This window comes from Chitinimonas prasina, from assembly GCF_030160395.1.
GTDB classification, from domain to species: Bacteria; Pseudomonadota; Gammaproteobacteria; order Burkholderiales; family Chitinimonadaceae; genus Chitinimonas; species Chitinimonas prasina.
In genome coordinates, this window is the sequence record NZ_BSOG01000003.1 from 187,659 (window position 1) to 211,371 (window position 23,713).

Genomic DNA, 23,713 nt, shown 5'->3' on the forward strand with positions numbered 1-23,713 from the left:
CATGGATGATTTTTGGGGCTCGGTAGGCACCTTCTTCGGTGACAGCTTCGACGGTGCGTCGGATTGGGTGAGTGGGCTGTTTGACGACAGCACTGATTGGGTGAGTGGACTGTTTGGCGGAGAGGGCGGCACTGCCGGGCAAAGCAGCTGGGGCTTTTCCAGCGACCCGGATGCACGCAATGCGGAGATCAACACCAGTGCCAATACCCGGCTGCTGCGCCAGGGTGGCGCTGGCTATGAGAACTCAGCCAGTTACAGCGTGGACCCACTGAACGAACTAGCGCAGTACTTACCTGGCATCACCGATGGTGCCATCTGGAATGGCGCTGACCTGATGGGTGGCGGTGGGGGTCGGGCTGGGCCTGGGCCTGCTGTTGGTGCGGCTATCGGTGGCAAGGGAGGTGGCAGCGGCTTGGTCAGTGGCCTGATGAACGGTGACCCACGCCTTACCGGGCTGGTTTCCACGGTAATCAATGGCGCTTTGGCTGGCCGGCGTGGCAGTAAGGAGGCGGACAAGCGCTTGCAGGCGGAAGAGCGATTGATAGACAAGCGGGTTGCTGCAGAGGCGGCGGCCAGCGACGAAGCGCACAAGCGCCTCCTGCAGATGAAGGCTGTACCTAGCGTGGCGAATACGCCCCACGCCAGCGCAGCTACCTTTGGCGTGAGATTTGGGGGGTAATGATGGTGGGGCTAGTTCAACAACTGCAGCAAGATCAGCGGCCGGGCGCTGCGGCAGCGCAGCGGGCGCAGGCGGGTGGTGGCGATGCGGCAACGGATGCAGTGGCCGGGCTGTTGAAAGAGGCGATCAGCTCGCCAGAGACGCAGCAGGCCATCCTGCAGGAGTTGCAGGACGGTGCACGTGACCTGGAAATGGCCATGGCGGAGGTGGCTGTCAATCTGTTGCAGAGTGCCACCAACACGGTAAAGAGCATGCGGCGGGCCATCCCTCCCCAGGCGCTCAGCCGTGTCTGCGCCATGGTCGTGGCCAAACTGCTGGAAATGGCTCAGTCCGCCCAACTGCTGGGCGACAATGAGCCCAAGCTGCTGGCGCGTCGTGCGCTGGCGCTGACTGTTCACATGTACCGTAACGGCAAGGGGAGCGTGCAATGAGCCGGGGCTTGGTTGAGGCGCTGCTGGGTGGCCTAGAGGGCGGTGCCGCCTATATGGCCAAGGACAGCGACCGAAGGGTGCAGGAGCAACAGAAGGTGATGGACCGGGAGGCGCTGTTTTCGGACTGGCAGCGGCGCTACAGCATCGAGATGAGTACCAATGCGGCGGAGGATGATCACCGCAGCGCTCGCAATGCCCAGCAGCAGCTGGATGCCTATAAGGCCAAGCTAGAGGCCGATTTGACCCTGGCCAATGACCCGCGCGCGCTGGAGGCTGAGAGGCGCGCCGCTGCGCGGCGGGAGAAGGAAATCCGTATCAGCCAGGGGCCGCAGTACGCACGCAACCAATTCGACAAGGAGCAGCAGGCAAAGCGCGAGCAGAATCTAGCAAAGGTCGTACCGCTGATCTCAAAGCGGCAAATGCTGGAGTTCGCCAAGCCCAGCGCGGCGATGACGGAGCAGGGCACCGCGCAAGAGGTGGCGAACATCAACGCCGCCCTGTGGGCGCTGGGCGTGGACCCGCGCACCGTGCTGGCGCAGAACGGTGCGCGTGCCAACCGTTATCGTAGTACCACCGAGATGGTGCCCAACCCTGACCCGGCCACCGGCGAGTATGTCGAGGAAGCCGATGGCCAGCGCGACAGCGCGGGGCGCCCTATCGGCATAGCGGCCATGATGAACAAGGCCCGGGGTGAATTCCATAAGCTAAAGCAGGGCGGCATGAGTCCCGCCGAGGCAAAGGATCACATACGCCGCGCCTATTCCGAGCTGGACAAGTACCCCGCACTCTGGTGAAACAACAGGAAAACAAGGGATGACCCAATCGGTTGACCGAAAGGCGCGCGCACGCACGCTACTGGATGAAGTTTTCTCGCCAACGTCGCCCCCTGCTGGGGGCGATTATCATGGTGGCGACCCGTGGGCCTATGTGTTCGGTTCGGCGTCGGACAGCGTGGCTGCCGAGAGCCGCGACGGTCCCAACTGGCAGGCGCTGCGCAGCGCGCTACGTGCCATGCCTATGCCGGGCGCTGCGGGCATTGCCGACCTGCTGGATACCGATGTGGGCCGGGATACGGCCATTGCGCTGACGCAGGGCGCCATTCAGCTGCCCGAGGCGGGTGTCGGACTGGGCGACCTGATGACCACGCCGCAGCGCCTGATGCAAAACAAGCTGCTGGAAGCTGCCGGCAGCGACGTCCGTGTGAGATCCACCACTGATTACCTGGACAGTGCCGGCGTCAGTTTTGCCGACGCGCGCAAAGACTTGGACCAGCACAAGTCTGGCAACTTGCGCGAGGGCATGCGCCTGGTGAGCGAGGCAGACGGATTCTGGTCAACCATCAAGGCGGCGGCCAGCAATCCCTTGACCATCTACGACACGGTGCTGCAGTCGGCCCCTTCCCTGCTGGTGCCCATAGGCGTAGGCGGCAAAGCGGCTCAGGAAGTGGCCATCGTGGCCGGCCGTAGTGCTTTCGCGCGCGCTCTCTCGCAAGGGGCAACGGAAGAGGCTGCGGCCGCGATTGCGCGCAAGGCCGGGCAAGAGGCGGTAAAGGCCGCCAGCGGGCGCCTGACTACCCAGGGGTCAGCCATGGAAGGCGTGCAGACGGCGGGCGCCACTGCTGCCGAGTTTGAGGCCGAGGGCGACTTGGATGCGCGCAAGGCCTTGGCCAGTGTGGGCGCTGGCCTGACAACGGCTGCCCTGGGCAAGTTGGTCAGCGAGATACCTGGCTTCGGTGATATGGAGTCCAGCTTGGCGGCGTCGGCCGTGTCCAGTAGCGTGAACCGCCCCACCGGCTCATTTCCTGCCCGTCTGATCAAGTCGGCTGTACAAGAAGGCGTGGTAGAAGAAGGTTCGCAGTCCGCCACAGAGAAAATGTGGCAGAACTTTGGTGACGGCAAGGCCATCATGGATGGCGTAGGCAATGCGCTCGCCACTGGCATGCTGGCCGGCATGGCCATGGGCGGCGGCATGGAGACGGTCAACACACTGCGCGGGCTGGCGCCTGCCGCGCCAGAGGCGCCAACGGCTACTGCCGTGGATACCTCGCAGCTGCCTCATGATGTAGCGGTGGCCACCGTGGCGGCTGCGCCCATTGCGCCGGTAGTCGAGCTACAGGAGTTGCCGGACAGGCCTGTGCGCGGCCTGGTGGAAGCGGCCATGGCGCGAAGGGTGACCGCTGAGACAGCTGCTGTGCTCGGCAGTACTCCGGCCGAGGAAGGCACGGAAAGGGAGCACACGACAGGTCAGCAGGCTGCCAAGTACAAAGCGGAAGAGGAGCTAGATGCGCGCACGGCGGTTGCCAGTGTTGGCGCGGGGCCGACAACCAACGTATTTGGCAAAATTGGAGCACGATTCCCTCGTATGGGGGATATGGAATCCAGCCTCGCGGCATCTGCGTTCTCCAGCAAGGTGAACCGGGCTGCGGCCGCTTTGCCGACGGGATTGGCCAAAGGTGCGGTGCAAGAAGGCGTACTTGAGGAAATGCCGCAGTCAGCCACAGAAAGGATGTGGGAAAACTTCGGCGAGCGTAGCGCGATGCTGGAAGGTGTGGATAAGGCCGCTGCGCTAGGTATCGTGACAGGCGCCGCACTGGGGGCAGGTGTCCAACTACGTCCCCCGCCTACCGTAGCGGGAGAAGGCGAGGAATTGCCATCGGATAGCGGTGGAGAGGCCAGCCCGGCGGTCGAGCCAGCCCAGCCGCTGAGATCACCTGTGACGCAGCCTGCTGGTGTCGGCCACATTCACGATGACCGGCAAACTCAGGCAGGCGGTCACAGCAGTGCAACTTTGAGGATGCCGACGCTGGCGGAGTCCAGCCCATTGGCGGCCGAGGATAGGGTACCTGATCACCTCTCCGCAGATGTCCTTCCCATCGATATAGCGCACGCAAGCGTAGAGGCGGGTATTGTCCAGGCACCGCGTGCACCGCCGCAAAACGCCATGCGGCCGGACGGTACCCTGCAGATCATAGGGCATCCGGCCCAATTGCGTGCTTACTTGAGTGATATCGGTATGGGTAGCGTCCCCGCCGTGCCATTTGCTGGTGGGGTAATTATAGGTGCTTCCGTAGCCCCACAAGTTTACGCAGCCCTTAAGCAGGAGGAGTCTTCCTCACACAGCGCTTCTCTGATGGAAAGCGACAAGGGTACGGCTTCACCGCAGGCGCCCCTGGATGCTGAGCAGGTACGTGTGACCCTGGGTCGTCGTCTCAGCCGCATGGGTGATGTCGCCGAGGTGGTGCAGTCACTGGATGACCTCCCAGCCGAGCTACGTTCCCTGATCAAAGGCGTCACGGGGATCGAGGGGATCTTCTTCAGAGACAAGATATGGCTGATCGCCGATGGCCTCGCCTCGCTGCCGCGGGCACAGCAGGTGCTGGAGCATGAAGTGGTGGGTCACTTTGCCATGGAAAAGTTGGCGGCACAGGACGAATACCAGCAGGCCATCCGGTCCGTGGCAGCGATGGAAAAGAGTAGCAATGCACTGATCCAGGAGCTGGCAACCTTTATCGACTCGGCGCAACCAGGCCTGCCCCCCGTGCGACGCATACAGGAAATCATGGCCCGTGCGGTTGAAACAGGTGTCTATCGGCAATCACCGCGATTGCACCGGATAACAGCCGATGTGACCAGGCAGGTCAAGGCGATACTGCGGCGCATGGGGTTTGAGCCTAAATGGACCAACGAGCTGACGATCGAAGAGGTATTCAGCCTGCTGCGGGAGGGGGATAGGCGGGTGGACGCCGGCTTGAAAGCCTATTCAGGCCGTCTGGCAAAGCTTGCCAGCGCAGCGGAGTTAGAGCACTCGCTAAGGCGCCCTGTCGACCGTATGGTATCTGCCAATCAGATGCTAGAACAGATACGCAATGCGTCCGATGTCGCCGCCGCAGAGTTGGACGGAGATCCAGAAGCAGAGCGACAGGAGTCTGCCAAGCTTGGTCCATTTTCCGGCTATCTCATCTATGGTGAAGTGGTCGGTGGGAGCGACCCCAACCTCGAGGAACTTCTGTACGTCAGGGTATATGGTGATGAGCAGCTTAAACAAGGCCTGCTGAACGAGGCCGCGCTAACGTTTTTTGTCAGCCCTGCTGGTGAATTGGCCATGAATGGTCCTTCGCCTACCCAGGACACCTTTGCCAGTTTCAAGCAACTGGGATGGGTTGACCACGCATTTGATGCCGCTGGGGTGATCCAGGACGGTTGGTCCTCGCTCGCCGACCCGCTCAACCCCGGCGCACCGCTGCCCCTAAGTCAATTACTGCCTTTGCTGGCCGATGTGCATGCACGCTTGCGTACCTGGCGCCGCGAGGATGCGGTGGAGCTGTTTTGGAGTGGCGGGACAGGAACAACGGATAGCTTCGATGGTGCAAATGAATTGCTGGGCAACGGTGCAAGCCTTTCCTTCAGCAAGGCAGGCCCGCAATCGGCATACCACGAGATCCAGGCAGACACAGTTGCTGTGCCGGCTACTCTTGCCTTACCGGATGCCATTGTGGCGCACGACTTAAAGGCATTGCAGGGGGAGGATTATCTGGCCGCAACGCGCGGTGATGTGGGCTTAGCCATGAAAGTGGCGAGGCGACTGCTTACCCCTGAGGTGATGAAGGCTTTGCGGGAGCGGGTGCCAGAACAAGCTATCGTATTGGGCGTCAACTCTATGGAAGAGGCGGGCGGGAATGCCATACCCCAGACAGTCGCTGCCTTGCTTGCCTTGCGCATGGGGCTGGAAGTAGACGGGCGGATAGTACGATCCAGCATCAGCAAGAGACCTGCCATGGATGGCCTGAGCAGGATTTTGAATCGACCCAGGTTTGCTGGGCCCGTACAGACGGGCGGGCAATATCTACTGATTGATGATGCCTTGCCGCAAGGCGACAAGTTGGCTGCACTGGCGCGACATATCCTGCAGGGTGGAGGACACGTTGCAGCGATTGTTGCCTTGACTGACAAGCCATTCAGCGCTCCTTTGGCGCCTGCGCCAAGTTTGCTGCGGCAAGTTCGTGAGAAATATGGAGACGTGGAAGATGCCTTCCGACAAGCTACCGGTTACGACTACCAAAGCCTTACTGCCAGTGAAGCGCGTTACCTCACGAACTACAAGTCGGTTGACGTAGTCAGAGATCGAATCCTTGCGGAAGCTCGCCAAAGAGCGAAGCCAACAGATAAAAGATCTGTTAACGAACCACGCAAAACGCCACCGCAAGGTGGCGTTGCTGTTTCTACGGATAGCATATTGCCATCAAAGGGCGCCAGATACAGTGCAGAGGGTGGGAATGGCCTAGCTCAGAAAACCGGACCTCATCGGGAGACCCAGCATAGCCAGCAGAAATCGGCCACAGCCCGCACTGAGTCGCCCCCCAGCGCTGCTAGCAGCCCGGAACACTACAGTCTCTCGCAGGCTGCTTCTCCCATCGCGTCCGCCGATGGACATGCCAAGAATGCATTGGCTACGTACTGGATTGATCGTCGCGAGGCGAGAATCCTGCGCAATGTGAATAGGGCGGCCTATCCGAACAGGCAAGTACCACGCAGTGTCATGATCGACCTTGCGGGTCTGTCCTCGGCGCACCCCAATGCGCGTTATGCTGCCATGAAGTCGCTGGTGGATAACATGCAGCGTGCCGCGGCTTGGGGTGGGTACTCGTCAGGTACCAGTACTGAACCCTGGGATGGGAATGTCTCGATCACACCAATTTCAGCTGCTGAGCAACAGCAGATAGATATGGTGGCTGAGAGCTTTATGGTTGCGGCTGAGTTGACCAATGCCAGCATGACCCAAGATGGATTCGCGGTGCGTGACAATGCCCTCAAGGACTTGCGCAAGCAAATGTGCAGCCTGAGCCAGAATCAGCAAGCACAATTGGTGGCTCAGCTCACTGACCAGATTGCGGCGACGAAAGAGATGCGTGGCTGGTACGGTAACATTGGTTGGAAAGCTGACCAAGCTAAGTTTAAAGACGCTGTGCAGGCAACTGGGTGGGGAGAGACTCTCAACTTGGCAACCGGTCCGGGCGTACTGGTAGGTGGAAGTACGACGAAGGACATGGCATCATTGCCGAAGGTTGCTACTGCAGGCGTTGCGCCAGCTTTTGGCAATAGTTTGTCCATGCTGCGCAGACAGGTTGCGACCGGATTCCTGAGACTTGGGTGGTATAAAGTTCCAAGCAAGGGAGTGCCAATAAATGGCGCAACTCGGACTACGCCATTGGGTTTTAACCAAGAACCTCAGTTTCTGAATGCAGCCCAAGAGTTACAGGATGCTTTGAAGGCCAGTGGTATCAATGATGCAACTATTGGTGTTCGAGGAAGTTCAGTAACAGGATATAGCTTGACCAAGGGGACAAAGTTTAGCCCCCAGAGCGATATCGATTTCTTTGTCGAAAGTGGTCAGCTAACCGAAGCCTATAAAACCTCAAAGAACATACCTGGCTTTGTCCATCCCAATAAGATATTGCCTGACTATCCATTGCTTCAGGACTGGGCAGCCAAGTGGACCAATACTCTAGGCCGTGATGTGACCCCAGGTGCTTTTGTTCCTGGAACCCTTCCAGGCCAACCCTCTATTCTGGTGAAATAAAAATGCAATACGTGAACCTGTTAGGAGTATTTGACACCTCAAGTGAATTGGACTCTTTTGCAAAAGAGTTCTTTTCTGCGGTCGGGGTGTCGAGCTACGAAGAGAGGGAAAGCGGAAACTTTCCCGATGGGCGATATTTTAGAAATCTGGAAGGAGTTCTAGCATTCACCATTTCCTTGTCAGACGAAGAAGATCATGAAGACTTGCCGTTCTGGATTCAGGTTTCGGCAGATATGTCCTCTTTGGATGAGCTAGTTTCCGCAGTGGATTCAATTGTTCTTGAGAAGGCCATGCCTGCTGGATTTTGCATTGCCCGCATGATTAATCTTGGAAAGAAAAATGAGCAACGAATTAATTACTAGTTCCAAACAAGGTTGGTAATACCGCAGGAGTAGCGCCAGAATTAGTCGGGCCTCAGATGCCCGTTACTTATGTATCTCCCGAGATGCAGCAAAAGATTCTTTGGGGGCAGCGCCAGCTTAAGTATGATGGGACGCCATCGAATGGTCTTAAGGGTGCTCATTCCGGATCAATTAGCAATGACTTGCAGAGTTACGCAGTTCAAGTGCTACCCAACAATCCGGATGGGACTTCCTCCGTCAAACTGGTTAATCAATTCAGTGATGGGAATGTCTCAAAGATAAAGACCAGCACTCTTTATCCGAAGTCTTGGAGCGAGTCAAATATCTTTGACTCCATCCAGGCAGTCGGCTCGCCAAATAATGCAATCGCAACGCGGATTTCTGATGGCTCCACACTGTATCAAGGGACAGTAAGTGGAATTAACATGGAAGTCATTAAAATTGGTAACCGAGTGACTGCGGCCTACCCAACTGGTGGAGGCTTCACCTCACTAGAAACGTTTGGCTTGACACCAATGTTTCCAAAGCCATAAGGAGAGAAAATGTACGCCGACTTTGATAATTACCTAGGGCTTGAATTCTTGGTTGATTATTGGTACGACGAAGGCACGGGGGTGGCTTCGTCCTTGCTGTCCAAATTTAATGAGCAAGATTGGATAGATTTAAAAGAAAAGTGCAAATTGAAGTCAGATGAGTGGAAGGTAAGGTGTGCGGAGGTCTTGGACTTGGCTTCCCATCCTGCTTCGACTGAGGTTCTGATTGATTTTTTGGGGTCGGAAAGCGACGAAGTCGTTTTGGCTGCTGCAGATAGCCTGCGAGGAAAAAATACTGTTCAATTATCTTCAGAGGTAATTGAACGGCTGTGGGGTATATCAGAGAAAGGCTCGCCTCCTGTTCAGGTTGTGTTGAGAGATTTATTTGGTCGCCTAGGCCTCAAGTTGGAATGATGTTCCAAACAAGGTGGATCTAGCCGGTCAGGCTGGCGGTATGTCTAGTCTGCGATTCCCGCGAACAGAAGGTCTCGGAACTCACGCGTCCATGGCGGAACTGCGAGCCACTGGTGCGCTCCCTGGCGAGCAGGGCGTAATTATTACGGATCCAACTGTAAGGTTCGGTGACGTGTACTAGCTTGGAGCCATGCGAAGTGACAAAGTTGCATTTTCATTGGTTACGGAGCGGGTCGATGGTGTTTTGGTCAAAAAACTCTACAGTGGCGATGCTTGGACAAGCCCAGTCCCTCGTGATGCACGATTAATTGGTCACGTTCATCCCAATGAGAACGCATTCCAGGTGTTGCCATCCACTCAAGACATGAATATGGTAAATGCTCGCTACTTTAGAGACCTTATGACCAACCCGAATGCCAACCCTGTGCCCACTAGAATTTTCTGGGGGCCGGGAAATACCGACAACACCATTTTCTATCCGGGATTTGGTAAGACGCCACTTCCAGGGCAAGGTGGGTAATATGGAAAATAAAGACCGTACGACTTTTGTTGAAGAGTTCTTGTTCGGGCGTGGGCTTAAACTTGATGGCTATTTCATCGAGCAAACGCCTGTATCTGAAATGCTCTGCTATCGAAATGCTGAAGGTCGAGAGTTTGACTTGCCAATAAATGATGCGGCATTAGCTGATGCTGTACTGGTCAGGCTGAAGGAGTTAGGCGTTCGCATATTGAAGCTAGGTTGAAACAATAAGCCGCCTGAAAAGGCGGTTTATTGTTCCAGACAGTGCTTTTGCAACGTCTACTATGCGGGCACGAATTCTGGAGAATATTGCTGCGACACGTTCCGGTAATGCATCTAGTAACTTTGGGACTCACACGGTTGTTTCGAGGCTTATCGATGACAGAGTTAGTCTGGGATTGACGTCGTCAATCTGGTATCGTTCTGTCAGTTGCACTGTCGCGTTGAAACAGCCCGCCAAACCTGATGGTAAGAGGCTTTTTGGCATACTACGGTGGGTAGTGGCAACGTTATAGCCAGCGTGGTGTATCACCCCGAGTGGCATGGTGGCGCAAGATACGCTGGAATACGTTGGGGTCTTTTCGGAAAGTCAGTTCGCCAGCTTGTGGCTTATGCCAGTCCCACAAGCGGGAGACCCAGAAGCGCAGGGCAGCCGCCCTTAGCATCACAGGCCAGGCATCGCGTTCGCTTTGGCTGAAGGGACGCACGGATTGGTATCCTGCGCACAATGCTTCGGCTCTCGCTGCGTCGATTTCGCCCCCTTCCTGTGCACACCAGTCGTTTAGGGTGATGGCCAGATCGTAGATCAGGATGTCGTTGCAGGCATAGTAGAAGTCGATGAAGCCGCCTATTTGTTCGCCATGCATGAGGACGTTATCGCGGAACAGGTCGCAATGCACGACACCGCTGGGCAGGTGACTAAAGCGGTAGCGTGCCTGTAGGGCCAGTTCGTTGCGCAACTGGGCGGCTTCGGCTTCATCCAGGTAACCGTATAGCTCTGCGGCAGTGGCTGTCCACCATACCGGGCCACGGGGGTTGGCCATGCGGCCAGGATAGGTTTCCCCGGCCCTATGCATTTGCGCCAGCATGGCGCCCAATGCACGACATTGGGCGGTCGTGGGGGTGGTGACAGGCTCGCCTTGAAGCCAGCCCACTATCACGGTCGGGCGTCCAGCAAGCGTGTCGATGTACTCGTCGCGCTGATTGGCAATGGGGGCTGCGCAGGCAATGCCGTGATGGGCCAGGTGGGCCATCAGGTTGACGTAGAAGGGCAACTCGTGTGCCTGCAGGGTCTCGAACAGCGTCAGGACATACTTGCCCTGCGTGGTGGTGACAGCATAGTTGGTATTGGTGATACCTGCGGCAATGCCCTTGAGTTCGACCAGTTCGCCCAGCGCATAATTTTTCAGCCAGGCGCTAAGTTCTTTAGGGGTAATAGTAGTAAAGACGGACATGGGCAAGGTCGCATTGAACCGATTCAGCCAATATGGCTGCATCGGCAGAGTGGAGAAATGGAAGTGCGGCCCAGTTGCCGCACTCCCCTATGGTCAGAAGCGCTTGATGACCCACATGGGCGGGCGCAATACGCCTTGGCCGTCACGCCTTACCATTTGACCAGTGCCATCGTCATCATGCAGGTAATACTCTGGTCCGACCTTGGGCTGCACCCTGATCATGTAGAGCTTGCCCCGCAGGCGGTACTCGCTGTAGGTGGCGTCTTCCTTCTGGATGATGGTGACTTCCGGCTGCACCGTGGCTTCATCAGCCGTGGCGGCGGGAAGCGGTGGAGGTGGCGGTAGGTCGGCAGGTTTGGGATCGGCAGCCAGCAAGGGCTGCGCAATCATCACGGCGATGAGCGACAGCAGGGTACGCATGATCGAGATTCTCCTGGTCTTGGCCATCATAGGCTGAGTTGCATTTCACGCTCAGCAGGGCTGGGGGCAAAGCCCCGGGTTTCGTAGAAGGCAAATATGGCGTCGACGACCGCTTGGGGTTCATCGATGACCTGCATCAGATTCATATCGTCCGGATTGATCATCCGCTCGCCGGCCAGCGTTGTCTTCATCCATTCCAGCAGACCACTCCAGAAACTGCTACCTACCAGGATAATGGGGATCTTGCGGCTCTTGCCGGTCTGTATCAGTGTCAGTGCCTCAGTCAGTTCATCCAGCGTGCCGAAGCCACCGGGCATCACCACATAGGCCGTAGCGTTTTTGACGAACATGACCTTGCGGGCAAAAAAGTGACGGAAGGTCTGGCTGACATCCTGGTAGGGATTGCCATGCTGCTCGTGGGGCAGCTGGATATTCAGCCCCACCGAGGGTGACTTGCCATGGAAGGCACCCTTGTTGGCAGCCTCCATGATGCCCGGTCCGCCGCCCGAAATCACGCTGAATCCCGCGTCGCTCAAGAGTCGGGCAATTTCCTCGGTTTGCTTGTAATAGGGGTGGTCGCGCGGTGTCCTGGCCGAACCGAACAGACTGACGGCGGGTTGTATCGCTTGCAGTCGCTCGGTAGCTTCCACGAATTCGGACATAATCTCGAAAACCCGCCAGGCCTCCTTTGAACGGTAGGCTTGGCTGGCCGCGATGGTGGCCGGGTCGTTGTCACTCGGCAGCTTGCTGTGGGCACTCATGGTTTTCTCTTTTTCTCTTTATTTGACAGAGCGCTAGACGCTCGTGGTGGATAGGGCCCAAATGGCAACAGATTCCAATAAGACGCTCCTGCTGATCGACGGTTCTTCCTATCTGTATAGAGCGTTTCACGCCATGCCAGATCTGCGTGGGCCAACAGGTGCGCCAACGGGCGCCTTACGCGGCATCATTGCCATGCTGAAGAAGTTGGTCAAGGAGGTTCCAGCCGATTATATCGGCTGCGTCTTCGACGCCAAGGGAAAGACCTTCCGCGACGACCTCTATCCCGAGTACAAAGCACAGCGTCCCTCCATGCCCGATGATCTGCGGGCACAGATAGAACCCATACATGCTGCCATTGCTGCCATGGGTTTGCCCATACTGATGGTAGATGGGGTGGAGGCAGATGACGTAATCGGTACACTCTGTCGCCAAGCTGACGCAGCGGGCATGGCCGTCGTGGTTTCCACGGGTGACAAGGACATGGCGCAATTGGTCAGTGCCAATGTGCGCCTGGTCAATACCATGAGCGAGGAAACACTAGATGAAGCCGGTGTCGTGGCTAAATTCGGTGTGGCGCCAGATCGCATCGTGGACTATCTGGCCCTGATCGGCGATACCGTGGACAACGTTCCGGGTGTGCCCAAATGTGGCCCCAAGACGGCTGTCAAATGGCTATCCGAATATGGCTCCCTCGATGCCATCATGGCCAACTCGGACAAGATAGGCGGGGTGGTGGGGCAGAACCTGCGGGATACTCTGGCATGGTTGCCCATGGGCCGGCAGCTCGTCACCATCAAATGCGATGTTGATCTGAGCCAGGAGATGCCTCAGGGTATGGCCAGCCTCAGCCCGCGCGATGCCGACAAGCCCACGCTCCTTGATCTGTTTGAAGCCTATGGCTTCAAAAGCTGGTTGGCTGAGATGAAGGGGGATGCAGCCGTAGGCGACAAGATTGCTGCCGAGGGCAATAGCAGCAGTTTGCGCAGCTTTGCACCTAGTGATGTGGGTGAACTCACCGAGCTGCCACGTGACTATGAAACCATTCTGACTGAGTCACAGCTCGATGCTTGGCTGATCAAGCTGGCGGGGGCAGGCCTGGTGGCGCTGGATACCGAAACAGACAGCCTGGAGCCCTTGCAGGCCCACATTGTGGGTATCAGCTTTGCCGTGGCAGAGGGCGAGGCTGCCTATCTACCGCTTGCCCACCGCTATGCTGATGCCCCCGATCAACTGCCGCTGGAGCCTACGCTGGCGCGCCTTAAGCCTTGGTTGGAAGATGCGGCCAGGCCCAAGCTGGGGCAGAACCTCAAGTATGACCAGCACGTGTTTGCCAACCACGACATACAACTGGCAGGGGTAACGGAAGACACGCTGCTGCAGAGCTATGTGCTCGATAGCACCGAACGTCATGGCATGGATGAACTGGCGGCCAAGCATCTGGGGCTCAAAGCCATCAGCTATGAGGAGGTCGCGGGCAAAGGGGCCAAGCAGATCGGTTTCGGTGAAGTGGCCGTGGATGTCGCCACACGCTACGCCGCCGAGGATGCGGATATCACGCTGCGGCTGCATCGCGCCTTTGCGCCACAGCTGGCCCAAGAGCCTCGGCTGGATTATGTCTATAGGCAGATAGAATTACCCAGCCGGGAAGTGCTGTTCAAGATGGAGCGCCATGGCGTGCTGCTGGACAGCCAGCAACTCAATCGCCAAAGCCATGAACTGGGGCAGACCATGCTCAAGCTTGAGCAGGAGGCCTATGAACTGGCTGGGCAGCCCTTCAACCTGGGTTCGCCCAAACAGATAGGCGAGATACTGTTCGATAAGCTCAAGCTGCCTGTCATCAAGAAAACGCCTAAAGGCGCGCCTTCGACCGATGAGGATGTGCTGACCGAGTTGGCGCGCGACTACCCTCTACCTGCCAAGCTGATCGCCCACCGCAGTCTGGCCAAGCTCAAGTCCACCTATACCGACAAACTGCCACTGATGGTCAATCCGCGCACGGGGCGGGTGCATACCAACTACGGCCAGGCAACGGCTGTTACCGGCCGGCTGGCCAGCAACGATCCCAATCTGCAGAACATACCGGTGCGTACGCAAGAAGGCCGCCGCATACGCGAGGCCTTTATCGCCCCGCCAGGTCATGTCATTGTCAGTGCCGACTATTCGCAGATCGAGTTGCGCATCATGGCGCATCTCAGCGGCGATGAAGGCATGCTGAAGGCCTTTGAAGCGGGGATAGATATCCACCGCGCAACTGCCGCCGAGGTGTTTGGCACGCCGCCGGATGAAGTCAGCAGCGATCAGCGTCGTTATGCCAAGGCTATCAACTTTGGTCTGATCTATGGCATGAGCGCGTTTGGCTTGGCTGCCCAGCTCGATATCGAGCGTAGTGCGGCGCAAAACTATATTGATCGTTACTTTGCGCGGTATCCCGGGGTGGCCAATTACATGCAGACCACCCGTGAAACAGCGCGTGAGCAAGGCTATGTGGAGACCTGGTTTGGCCGTCGCCTGTGGTTGCCCGAGATACGCTCCAGCAACCAGGGCCGGCGGCAGGGCGCTGAGCGCGCGGCGATCAATGCGCCTATGCAAGGTACGGCTGCCGACTTGATCAAGCTGGCCATGATAGCGGTACAGGATTGGCTGGAACGCACGGGCATGGCCAGCAAGCTCATCATGCAAGTCCATGATGAACTGGTGCTGGAGGTGCCGGATAGCGAACTGGAGCAGGTTCGGGTACAGCTGCCGGCGCTGATGGCTGGTGTGGCAGACCTGAAAGTACCTTTGCTTGCCGAGGTGGGCGTGGGCCTGAACTGGGAGGCCGCACACTAAGCGCCGCCAGTAACAACCTGTTGGCGCGGTTGTGCGGGCTTACGGTACCTAGGTGCCGGAAGCTCGCGGGCTTTCCCGGCGCACCTAAGAAGCGCCGCAACGCTGGGTTGTTTGAGCCGAGCCGGTCGCTGCCAGGTGTCCGTTGTCATGCGGGTTGGTGATCTGGCAGTGTGCTCAGGCTTGGGTCAAACAGAGGCTGACTGACCCATGGTCCACAGTGGGTAAGAGACGACTTCAGTTTTACTTAATCAAAGGTTAAGCGGTTTCGCTGAATTTCCTGGTAACAATGTTTTTTATTGGGTCTAGATTTAGTTTCTCTTCTCGCCCACACAGGAAATCATCATGGCTCGCCTGCTTGCCACCACCTTGCTGATCGCATTGGCTTTGCCCGCCGCAGCGCACTCCTCTGGCGCTTATCTGCATGACGACCGTGCCGACATAGACCATAGCAACTGGATGGCGGTGCTGGATGGCAATACGCCGCTACGCAACCTCTCGCTGGTGGGAACCCATGACAGCCTGTCATTTTACGGCGGCGACATCGTCCAGACCCAGAGCATGAGCCTGGCCAATCAGTTGCGTGCCGGCGTGCGTGCATTCGATGTGCGCTGTCGACATATCAATAACGTCTTCGCTATCCATCACGGCGTGGTGTTTCAAAAGACCATGTTTGGAGACGTACTCAATACCATGGCCGATTTCCTGCGCCGTAACCCCAGCGAGACGCTGATGGTGAACGTGCAGGAGGAGCACACGCCCGAGGGCAATAGTCGTAGCTTCGAGGCCACCTTTGCAGACTACAAGGCGCGCTATGGCAGCCTGATCTGGGAGCCCAGCAGCCAGAATCCCACCCTGGCGGAGACCCGAGGTAAATTGGTGATCGTGCAAAATTTTGCTGCGCAGCGACGCTATGGCTTGGATGGTGCTGGATTTCGCTCACAAGGACATTGGCTGCTCAACAACAACTGGGAGCTCTATAGCAAGTGGGAAAAGGTACGCAACCACCTGGTCAAAGCCAACGCCGAACATGGACAGGCCTTCCACGCCAACGGGCTTTCTGCTTCTACCGGTGTCTTTCCCTACTTTGTGGCCAGCGGCCACTCCAGCCCACAGACTGGGGCTCCCAGGCTGCTGACTGGCTTGACCACACCGGGCTGGCGTCACAGCTATCCGGATTTCCCACGGGTGGGGTGCTTCTGGGGCATATGCAGCATTGCGTTTGAAGGCACCAACGACCTGACCTTGCAATTCATCCATCGCGTGCGGCCGCGCTATGTGGGCTTGCTATGGGCGGATTTTCCCGGCAATGGCCTGGTCGATACGGTGGTGCAACTGAATTACCCACGTTGCAGCAGCTGGGTCGCTGGCGGCGGTGCCCGTTACGGTGAGGTATTCCAGCAATCCGGGCGCTACTACCGTGCGCTGGTCGCCGGCCGCTACAGCAGCCCCTTACCGGCAACGGCCACCAGCAATCAGCAATGGCAGTATCTGGGGACAGCAGCCCGTTGCCAGGTCTTCTGAGCGTGGGAGGGCGCTACAACTGCTCCGGTGTCAGCATGGTCTTGAGCAGGGTTTGTGGCTGACCATCGCGTAGACGGTACTGCAGCCACCAGATGGCCCCCTTGCGGGCGTGCCAGTCGGCCTCTATGCCGCTCAGCAAACGGGCGGCAACCCGGCCCAGTGTGGGCTGGTGCCCCACCAGCACGGTGGTGCCGCCTGCCGCTGGCCAACCGGCCGCTTGCAGATAGGCCTCGGCGCTGCTGTCGGGGTTGAGGCGGCTGTCTATCTGGTGGTTGGGGTGTAGGGCTGCTGCCGTCTGGCGGGCACGCAAGGCCAGGCTGGCGATGATCAGGGGGTGTGCCGGTAGCTGGGTGTCCAGCCATTCGGCCATCTTGCGGGCCTGCTTATGGCCTTTTTCCGTGAGTGCCCGGCGCATATCGTCATCGCCGGCTTCAGCCTCGGCATGACGCCAAAGTATCAGGTTGGTTTTCATCCAGTACATCCAATAAAAAGGGGCGCCGTAGCACCCCTATATTCAATCCCGGTCCTTGGCAGCCAGTTCGGCCAACAGCATGGCTTGAGCATTGCGCTTATGGTCGCCGCGGGCGGTCTTCTTGCGGTAGCGCCCATCCGGCTGCATTTCCCAAGCTTGGCTGTTATCCACCAGATACGGGCGCAAGCCTTCGCGGATGATGCGACGTTTGGTCTTGAGATCGAAGATGGGAAAGGCCACTTCAATGCGGCGGAAGAAGTTACGCCCCATCCAATCGGCACTGCCGAGATAAAGATCCTCTGCCCCATCGTTATGGAAGAAGAACACGCGCGTATGCTCGAGAAAGCGGCCGACTATCGAGCGTACCTTGATGTTCTCACTCAGCCCCTTCACACCTGGCCGCAGGGTACATACCCCACGCACAATCAGATGGATGGAGACGCCGGCTTGGCTGGCATCGTAAAGCGTCTGTATCAGAGCTGGTTCCAGCAATGAGTTCATCTTGGCGATGATGACGGCACGGCGCCCGGCGCGAGCGATGTTGGCCTCACGATTGATCGCATCAATCATCGACGAATGCATGGTGAATGGCGACTGCCACAAGTGTTTGAGCTTGCCGGGGTTGCCCATGCCAGTCAGCTGAATGAACACGTCGTTGACGTCGGCGCACTTCTCCTCATTGGCCGTCATCAGACCGAAGTCGGTATACAGCTTGGCTGTACGCTGGTGATAGTTGCCTGTACCCAGGTGGGCATAGCGGCGCAGGCGGCCTTCCTCACGACGGACGATCAGCAGCATTTTGGCATGCGTCTTGTAGCCATAGACACCGTAGACCACATGGGCACCCACGCGCTCGAGCTTGGCCGCCCAATTGATATTGGCCTCCTCGTCAAAGCGAGCCATCAGTTCCACCACCGCAGTGACCTCCTTGCCAGCCTCGGCGGCCTCGATCAAGGCCTCCATCAGGGCGGAATCCTTGGAAGTGCGGTACACAGTCATCTTGATGGCGACCACATGCGGATCGCGTGCAGCCTGCTGCAGCAGATCGATCACTGGTGTGAAGCTCTGGAACGGGTGGTGTAGCAGTACATCGCCGTGGCGTATTGCGGAAAAAAGGTCGGGCTGCTTGCGTAGCTCCTTGGGTACGCCGGGCATGAACGGCTGGAACTTCAGGTCAGGCCGGTCTACCTGATCCGGTACCTGCATGAAACGCACCAGATTGACCGGCCCGTCCACGCGATACAGGTCTTCGTTATCCAGGCCAAACTGTTCCAGCAAGAAATCCGAAATATGATGCGGACAGTTGTCCGCCACCTCCAGCCGTACGCCGTCACCGAACTGGCGCTGGCTCAGTTCGCCCTGGAGGGCGGCGCGTAAATCCTTGACGTCCTCGTCATCCACATTCAAATCGGAATCACGGGTAACCCGGAACTGGTAACAGCCTCGCATTTCCATGCCGGGGAACAGTTCGTCCACATGGGCGTGAAGTACCGAGGAGAGAAAGACAAAGCCGTGCTCTACCCCGGATACCTCCGGCGGCAGCTTGATAAAGCGGGGGAAGATGCGAGGGGCCTGCACGATGGCCACACCTGAGCTGCGACCAAAAGCATCGCGCCCGTCCAGCTCCACCACGAAATTGAGGCTCTTGTTCAATAGGCGAGGGAAGGGGTGGGCCGGGTCGAGTCCGATAGGTGTGAGCACCGGCGCCAGTTCGCGGTCGAAATACTCGCGCACCCATTGGCGCTGCGCATCGCTCCACATGGTCCGGCGCAGGAAGACGATACCTTCCTGCGCCAGTTCCGGCAGTACAACCTCGCGCAGTATCTTGTACTGCCGCTCCACCAGTGCATGGGCATCGATGGCGATACGATGGAAGGCGGCTTCCGGCGACAGGCCATCCGGTGCCGGCCTTGCCGTATGCATGCGGATGTTTTCCTTGATCCAGGCCACCCGCACCTCAAAGAATTCGTCGAGATTGGACGACACGATGCAAAGGAACTTCAGCCGCTCCAGCAGGGGGTTGCTTTCCTCCTCCGCCTGAGCCAGCACGCGCCGGTTGAATTCCAGCAAGCCCAGTTCGCGATTGAGAAAGAGTTCGGTGCTGTGTTCCAAGAGTGCCTGGTTCATGGTGTGTCTGGCTTTGAGCCCAGTTGGGCAGGTAACGTTGCAGTATAGCGCGGTGGCGATATTGCGAATGCGGGCTAATGGACATGAAGCAAAATGGCCGCACAAGGCGGCCATTGATATCCATTGCTACCCGGAATCATTCCTTGGGCGGCACGTAGCCCTGTACGGCGTCTGCACCACTGCCGAAGAAATAGTTTTGCAGTTGTTGCGACAGATACTGGCGTGCACGAGCATCGGCCAGATTGAGGCGGTTCTCATTGATCAGCATGGTCTGGTGCTTGACCCAGGCAGCCCAGGCTTCCTTGGAGACCGAATCAAATATCTTCTTGCCCATCTCGCCCGGCAGCGGCGCGAAATCCAGCCCTTCGGCTTCGCGGCCCAGCTTGATGCAATTTACCATTCTGGTCATATCAATATCCTTGTTGAAACTTAACAGATGTTCGTTACGCCGCCGTGACTGGCCATCACCACGGCAAGCCGAATGTTTGGCTCCAGGCCAGTTACACCAGCGCTGCGCAGCATGTCGGGGCTTGGCGCTCGTCTTGCAGAGGAGCGACCAGCTGTCTAGGCGCATATCGTAGCGCTACATGGTCTTCAGCGCCATGCGGAAGCACGCCTGCTGAGGCGGTAGCGGTATTTCTCCGCCGTGCCTTTGAACAGGCTCTTAGCGCCTTACCCAGTCTATGGGCTGCCCTGGCCTCACCCACAGCAAGGGCGAGCGCGTGGTCCAACCCTCAGGGGACTCGTACTGCAGGTGCAGGGGGACGGCCGTCAGGGCCGTCTTGATCGAGCCGACTCTGGATACCGGGTAGCGCCCCAGGCTGGCGGAGGCAATAAAGTACTGCCCCCCCTCATAGGGGCCAAACTGCCAAGCAGCGTGGCCGTTCTCGATCGATACCCTGGCAGTCAGCGGCCTTGTTTCGTCCACGGCCATGGTTTGCGCAATCTCTGCTTCCAGGCGGGCAGAGATATCCACCATCTGTTTCTGCTGCGGGTCATAGCGGTATAACTGCCGCACCGGCACCGCCGCTGGGACACCCTTGAACAGCACGGTTGGGCAGCTTAGCCCGGTACTGCGCTTGATTTCGCAGAGTTGAGTGACAAACCAGTAGGTGGAGGTAAGCGTGGGCGAGGGTATCCATGCCTGCTCGGCGCCGGCCTCAAGCATGAACTTTCCCTGTACATCATATTCTTGGTAGTAGGTCTGGCGCACTGCCGACACCGCCCGGTCCTGGCCGATCAGGGGGACGATGGTCATCAGGAAGACCAAGGCCGCACCACCACGCTGTACCACCTTGCCACCAGGCAGATACAAGACCGCGAATCGCACGGACAAGATGCTTGCCAGGCTTACCGCAAACCAGACCAGGAACAGATAGCGATCGGGGCTATGTATGCCGGGGAAAAACACCAGCGGCACAAGGGGGCCAAGCAGGCACAGACCTAGCATAAGGGCGAGCGGCAGGCCTGCTGGCCGCTTGGATAGGTAGAAGGTCAGCGCTGCGCCCAGAATGATCGTCGGTAGTGGCCAGTACGGCCCCAGTATGAGCCTGGGGAAACCGGCGAAGGTCTGGATGGTTTGCGTCAGCAGGGCCGGCAGGTCCAGGGCCTGACCAGCAGCGTAGCCGCCCGTCAGGCCGCCCAGCATGTACTGCCGCCAGATCACATAGGCGAGGGCGACGCAGAAGTAAGGGGCAAGCAGGCGCGCGCGCTCAGCTATACGGCCGAAAGGCGGCATAGCCAGCAAGACCAGGGGGAGCGGCACAAATATCTCTTTGGCCGTCGCGGCGAGCGCGTAGGCCAGAGCGCCCAGTGCCACCCATCCGATATGCCGGCGGCGCTGTGCCAGCACAAAGGCGATGACAGCCAGGATGGCAAACAGTAAACCTTCCAGGTAGTGCCGGGTCATCAGCGCCTCTACGACGGCGGTAGTGGGCGCTCCGGCAAGGAACAAGCATGCAAATGCGAGCGACCAGGCCGAGGGCAGCCAGCATCGGCCCAGGGCATAGGCGGCGGTCGCCGCCAGGCAGAGCGAGAGCAATTGGTGCTGGTAAAAGAACAGCGGGTCTGGCCCAGCCAACCAGAGATCCAGCTTGAAGGACAGGGTTATCCAGGGGGTCAGATTATTGGGCGACAGTTTCTGCCAGTCCGCCGGATCGTGGAATGCACTGAGGCCGCTAGAGTTCATGGCGTGCCACAGGATGGCTGGGTCATCACCGCGCCACCCGCCGGAAAGTAGGCCGTAAAAATGGGTCACGGCAATGATCAGCAACAGCAGCAAGGCATGACTATCCCGAAGCTGCCAGTGTGCAGTATGACCAGAGGTGGCTAGTGATGGCTCGATAGGCGTGTTCATTCGGCCCTGGTGGAGAATGACCAGTATCGGTTAAGCAGGAAATTGGTGGCCGGCACAATCAGGATGACGCTTAACTGTGCCTTGAGATACCACCAGCCCAGGTAGTGGACGAGGCCAAACATCATGCCGGTGTTCATCAGTAGGCCCAGGATGGAGACGAGCAGGAAGCGCCAGAAACTCTGCACCGGTGAACGACTCGACTGGAATGTCCAAGAGTGGTTGAGCGCATAAGACACGCCCACGGCGGCTGCGAAACCGACCACCGCGCCCGCAACGGGCCGCACACCCAGGCTTTCCACGCAGAGCGTCATCACGCCCAGATGGGCCAGGGTGCCCAACCCGCCTGCGACCAGATAGCGACCGGCCTGCCCCAGGATCATTGCTCAACCTGTTCCGCAATAATGTAGCGGGGGCGGCCTTTGACTTCCTCATAGATGCGCGCCACATAGGTGCCGATGATGCCCAGGCCCAGCATGACAGCACCGCCTATGATCAGCAGCAGCAGGATCACGGTCGTGAAGCCATCGACGGCCTTGCCCGCCAATTTGAGATAGATGGTCTGCATACCCAGTATCAGGGAGAACAGCATGAACCCCATGCCTGCCAGGGTAATCAGGTGCAAGGGCGCGGAAGAGAACGAGGTGACGGCCGTCATGGCCAGCCTGGTGAGTTTCAACACCGACCAAGTGGATTGGCCACCAGCGCGCTCCGGCACATCAAATGGCAGTTGCACGCGCCGAAAGCCAAGCCAAGCACTCATGCCCCTGAAGAACAGGTTGCGCTCGCCCATATGGCGCCATGCTTCGAGCACACGCCGGTCTATCAGCTTGAAGTCCGACGCACCGCGCAGGTCGTAGCCAGCCAGCAGGGCAAAGGTGCGATAGAACACCTGGGCCCTGACCCGGCTCTGCAGACTTTCCTTGCCCCGGTACTGCTTTACCGCCTCAACCACTTCTGCGCCATCGCGCCAGCATTGCAGCATGGTAGGGATCAAGGTGGGCGGATGCTGCAAATCGCCGTCCATCACCACAATCGCCTTGCCACAGGCCTGCTCAAGGCCGGCGGCAAGCGCAGCCTCCTTGCCGAAGTTACGGCTCAGGCGCAAGCCCTTGACGGCCGGATTGTGCTTCGCCTGCGCGGTAATGGCCTGCCAGGTATCGTCGGGCGAACCGTCGTCTACCAGGATCAGCTCATAGCGGGTTTCGAGGCCCTCCAAGACTCGGCTGATCTCCTTCACCGTATCGCCCAGATGCACGCCCTCGCGGTACAGGGGGATGACAACGGACAGGTCACAGGCTTGCCGCGCAAGTTCAGACACTGGGCTTGACTCCTGCTATTGCGATCGTTGTCTTGGGCAGCCACAAAGCGTGCCGGCCAAGCGAGGCCGGTAGGGTAAGCCCAAGCTTGGCGGCAATCAGCGGCAAGGGAAAGGCATGAGGATAGGGAACCGTCTGTAGCGTCTCCAGGCCGCACTCCGCCAGCAGCCGGTGCAAGGTGCACTGGTCAAAATAAAGCACATGCTCCGGTAGCTTGAAGGAGGGCCAGCGATAGCCCATCAGCTTGCGCCAGAAACTGCCGGCATCGGGTGCAGCGATAATGAGCGAGCCGCCTGGACGTAGGTGCAGCAGCAAATCCCGGATGAATTCACGCGGGTGATAGGTATGCTCGATGACGTGGGTGGCAATGATGCAGTCGAACAGCTCCCCGCTGGGGACCGCCGCCACACCACCGGCATAGACGGCATCGGCATGCGTTTGCGCGGTACGCACAGCCTCTGCAGAAAAATCCGTCCCCACCCTGCGCGTGAAATAGGGCTGTGCCTCGTGCAGCAGATAGCCAAAACCGCAGCCTATCTCCAACAGGCTGCCGCCGGTACGCCCCTGCTTTGCCAGTGTCTGCAGCAGGCGCCGGAATGTCGCCCGGAGCGCAGGGGCCTGGGCAGCGTAGTTGTTGTAGCCATGCTGATCGCCAGAGAAGTATTGATCGTTGGCGTAATGCGCCAGCATGGCGGCCTCGGTCAGACGGGGCGAGAGATAGCCCAGCCCACATGCCTGGCAAGACATCAGGCCATAAGGCGCAAAACGGCCCTCATACAGGGCTTTGGCCGTGGTGCTGGCGCAAAGGGGGCAGGTTGCAGATTCTAGATCGCTCATGGAGTGCCTTTGGCCGCTGGCGGGGATGCAGGGCCGCAGCGGGGGAATCCCAAACAGGAGACATGACTGGGCGAGAAAGTGCTCATGCCGGTTATTTCACGGAC

General features: G+C 58.5%; 20 protein-coding genes. 10 read left to right on the plus strand and 10 right to left on the minus strand.

Going from position 1 to position 23,713, the window contains the following annotated elements:
• Position 1 precedes the first annotated feature (1 nt).
• From QQK16_RS13975 to QQK16_RS14010, 8 genes are all read left to right on the plus strand, one after another.
• On the plus strand, positions 2–679 hold the full coding sequence (locus tag QQK16_RS13975; RefSeq protein ID WP_284197098.1) for a hypothetical protein: 678 nt from the start codon (positions 2–4) through the stop codon (positions 677–679).
• Entirely contained in the window at positions 679–1,110 is a 432-nt protein-coding gene (locus QQK16_RS13980; RefSeq protein ID WP_284197099.1) for a hypothetical protein, read from the plus strand. The genes QQK16_RS13975 and QQK16_RS13980 overlap by 1 nt, the downstream gene beginning before the upstream one ends.
• A complete protein-coding gene (locus tag QQK16_RS13985; RefSeq protein WP_284197100.1) occupies positions 1,107–1,904 on the plus strand; it encodes a hypothetical protein in 798 nt (265 codons plus the stop codon). The genes QQK16_RS13980 and QQK16_RS13985 overlap by 4 nt, the downstream gene beginning before the upstream one ends.
• Positions 1,905–1,923: 19 nt before the next feature.
• Complete coding sequence (locus QQK16_RS13990) at positions 1,924–7,686, plus strand: hypothetical protein (RefSeq protein WP_284197101.1); 5,763 nt, start codon at positions 1,924–1,926, stop codon at positions 7,684–7,686.
• Positions 7,687–7,688: 2 nt separating this feature from the next.
• Positions 7,689–8,048 (plus strand): hypothetical protein, encoded by a 360-nt coding sequence (locus QQK16_RS13995; RefSeq protein ID WP_284197102.1) that lies wholly within the window; start codon positions 7,689–7,691, stop codon positions 8,046–8,048.
• 83 nt (positions 8,049–8,131) lie between these two features.
• Positions 8,132–8,581: an EndoU domain-containing protein gene (locus QQK16_RS14000; RefSeq protein ID WP_284197103.1), complete on the plus strand. Its 450-nt coding sequence runs from the start codon at positions 8,132–8,134 to the stop codon at positions 8,579–8,581.
• A 9-nt stretch (positions 8,582–8,590) separates the two neighbouring features.
• Positions 8,591–8,995: a hypothetical protein gene (locus QQK16_RS14005; RefSeq protein WP_284197104.1), complete on the plus strand. Its 405-nt coding sequence runs from the start codon at positions 8,591–8,593 to the stop codon at positions 8,993–8,995.
• A gap of 521 nt (positions 8,996–9,516) precedes the next feature.
• Positions 9,517–9,738 (plus strand): hypothetical protein, encoded by a 222-nt coding sequence (locus QQK16_RS14010; protein ID WP_284197105.1) that lies wholly within the window; start codon positions 9,517–9,519, stop codon positions 9,736–9,738.
• Between the two features lie 286 nt (positions 9,739–10,024).
• On the opposite strand, the gene QQK16_RS14015 is transcribed toward QQK16_RS14010, so the two are convergent.
• The 3 genes from QQK16_RS14015 to QQK16_RS14025 form a co-directional block, all read right to left on the minus strand.
• Positions 10,025–10,969, minus strand: a complete 945-nt coding sequence (locus tag QQK16_RS14015) for a homoserine kinase (RefSeq protein ID WP_284197106.1) — start codon at positions 10,967–10,969, stop codon at positions 10,025–10,027.
• 93 nt (positions 10,970–11,062) lie between these two features.
• Positions 11,063–11,389, minus strand: coding sequence for a DUF2782 domain-containing protein (locus QQK16_RS14020; protein WP_284197107.1), 327 nt, complete (start codon positions 11,387–11,389; stop codon positions 11,063–11,065).
• Positions 11,390–11,415: 26 nt separating this feature from the next.
• Positions 11,416–12,150 carry a TIGR00730 family Rossman fold protein gene (locus QQK16_RS14025; RefSeq protein ID WP_284197108.1) on the minus strand — a complete coding sequence of 245 codons (735 nt, stop codon included), beginning with the start codon at positions 12,148–12,150 and terminating at the stop codon, positions 11,416–11,418.
• 61 nt (positions 12,151–12,211) lie between these two features.
• On the opposite strand from QQK16_RS14025, the gene polA reads away from it, so the two are divergent.
• A complete protein-coding gene (gene polA / locus QQK16_RS14030) occupies positions 12,212–14,980 on the plus strand; it encodes a DNA polymerase I (RefSeq protein ID WP_284197109.1) in 2,769 nt (922 codons plus the stop codon).
• A 342-nt stretch (positions 14,981–15,322) separates the two neighbouring features.
• Positions 15,323–16,501, plus strand: a complete 1,179-nt coding sequence (locus QQK16_RS14035; protein WP_284197110.1) for a phosphatidylinositol-specific phospholipase C — start codon at positions 15,323–15,325, stop codon at positions 16,499–16,501.
• A gap of 13 nt (positions 16,502–16,514) precedes the next feature.
• Here the strand turns inward: QQK16_RS14035 and QQK16_RS14040 are convergent, their stop codons facing one another.
• From QQK16_RS14040 to QQK16_RS14070, 7 genes are all read right to left on the minus strand, one after another.
• On the minus strand, positions 16,515–16,973 hold the full coding sequence (locus tag QQK16_RS14040) for a SixA phosphatase family protein (protein ID WP_284197111.1): 459 nt from the start codon (positions 16,971–16,973) through the stop codon (positions 16,515–16,517).
• Positions 16,974–17,015: 42 nt separating this feature from the next.
• Positions 17,016–19,100 carry a polyphosphate kinase 1 gene (ppk1, locus tag QQK16_RS14045; RefSeq protein ID WP_284197112.1) on the minus strand — a complete coding sequence of 695 codons (2,085 nt, stop codon included), beginning with the start codon at positions 19,098–19,100 and terminating at the stop codon, positions 17,016–17,018.
• 136 nt (positions 19,101–19,236) lie between these two features.
• Positions 19,237–19,509: an oxidative damage protection protein gene (locus tag QQK16_RS14050; RefSeq protein ID WP_284197113.1), complete on the minus strand. Its 273-nt coding sequence runs from the start codon at positions 19,507–19,509 to the stop codon at positions 19,237–19,239.
• Positions 19,510–19,764: 255 nt separating this feature from the next.
• Positions 19,765–21,456 (minus strand): hypothetical protein, encoded by a 1,692-nt coding sequence (locus QQK16_RS14055; RefSeq protein WP_284197114.1) that lies wholly within the window; start codon positions 21,454–21,456, stop codon positions 19,765–19,767.
• On the minus strand, positions 21,453–21,836 hold the full coding sequence (locus QQK16_RS14060; RefSeq protein WP_284197115.1) for a GtrA family protein: 384 nt from the start codon (positions 21,834–21,836) through the stop codon (positions 21,453–21,455). Before QQK16_RS14060 ends, QQK16_RS14055 begins: the two co-directional genes overlap by 4 nt.
• Positions 21,833–22,774, minus strand: a complete 942-nt coding sequence (locus QQK16_RS14065; protein WP_284197116.1) for a glycosyltransferase family 2 protein — start codon at positions 22,772–22,774, stop codon at positions 21,833–21,835. Before QQK16_RS14065 ends, QQK16_RS14060 begins: the two co-directional genes overlap by 4 nt.
• Positions 22,767–23,609 carry a class I SAM-dependent methyltransferase gene (locus QQK16_RS14070; protein WP_284197117.1) on the minus strand — a complete coding sequence of 281 codons (843 nt, stop codon included), beginning with the start codon at positions 23,607–23,609 and terminating at the stop codon, positions 22,767–22,769. The genes QQK16_RS14065 and QQK16_RS14070 overlap by 8 nt, the downstream gene beginning before the upstream one ends.
• Between the last annotated feature and the right edge of the window lie 104 nt (positions 23,610–23,713).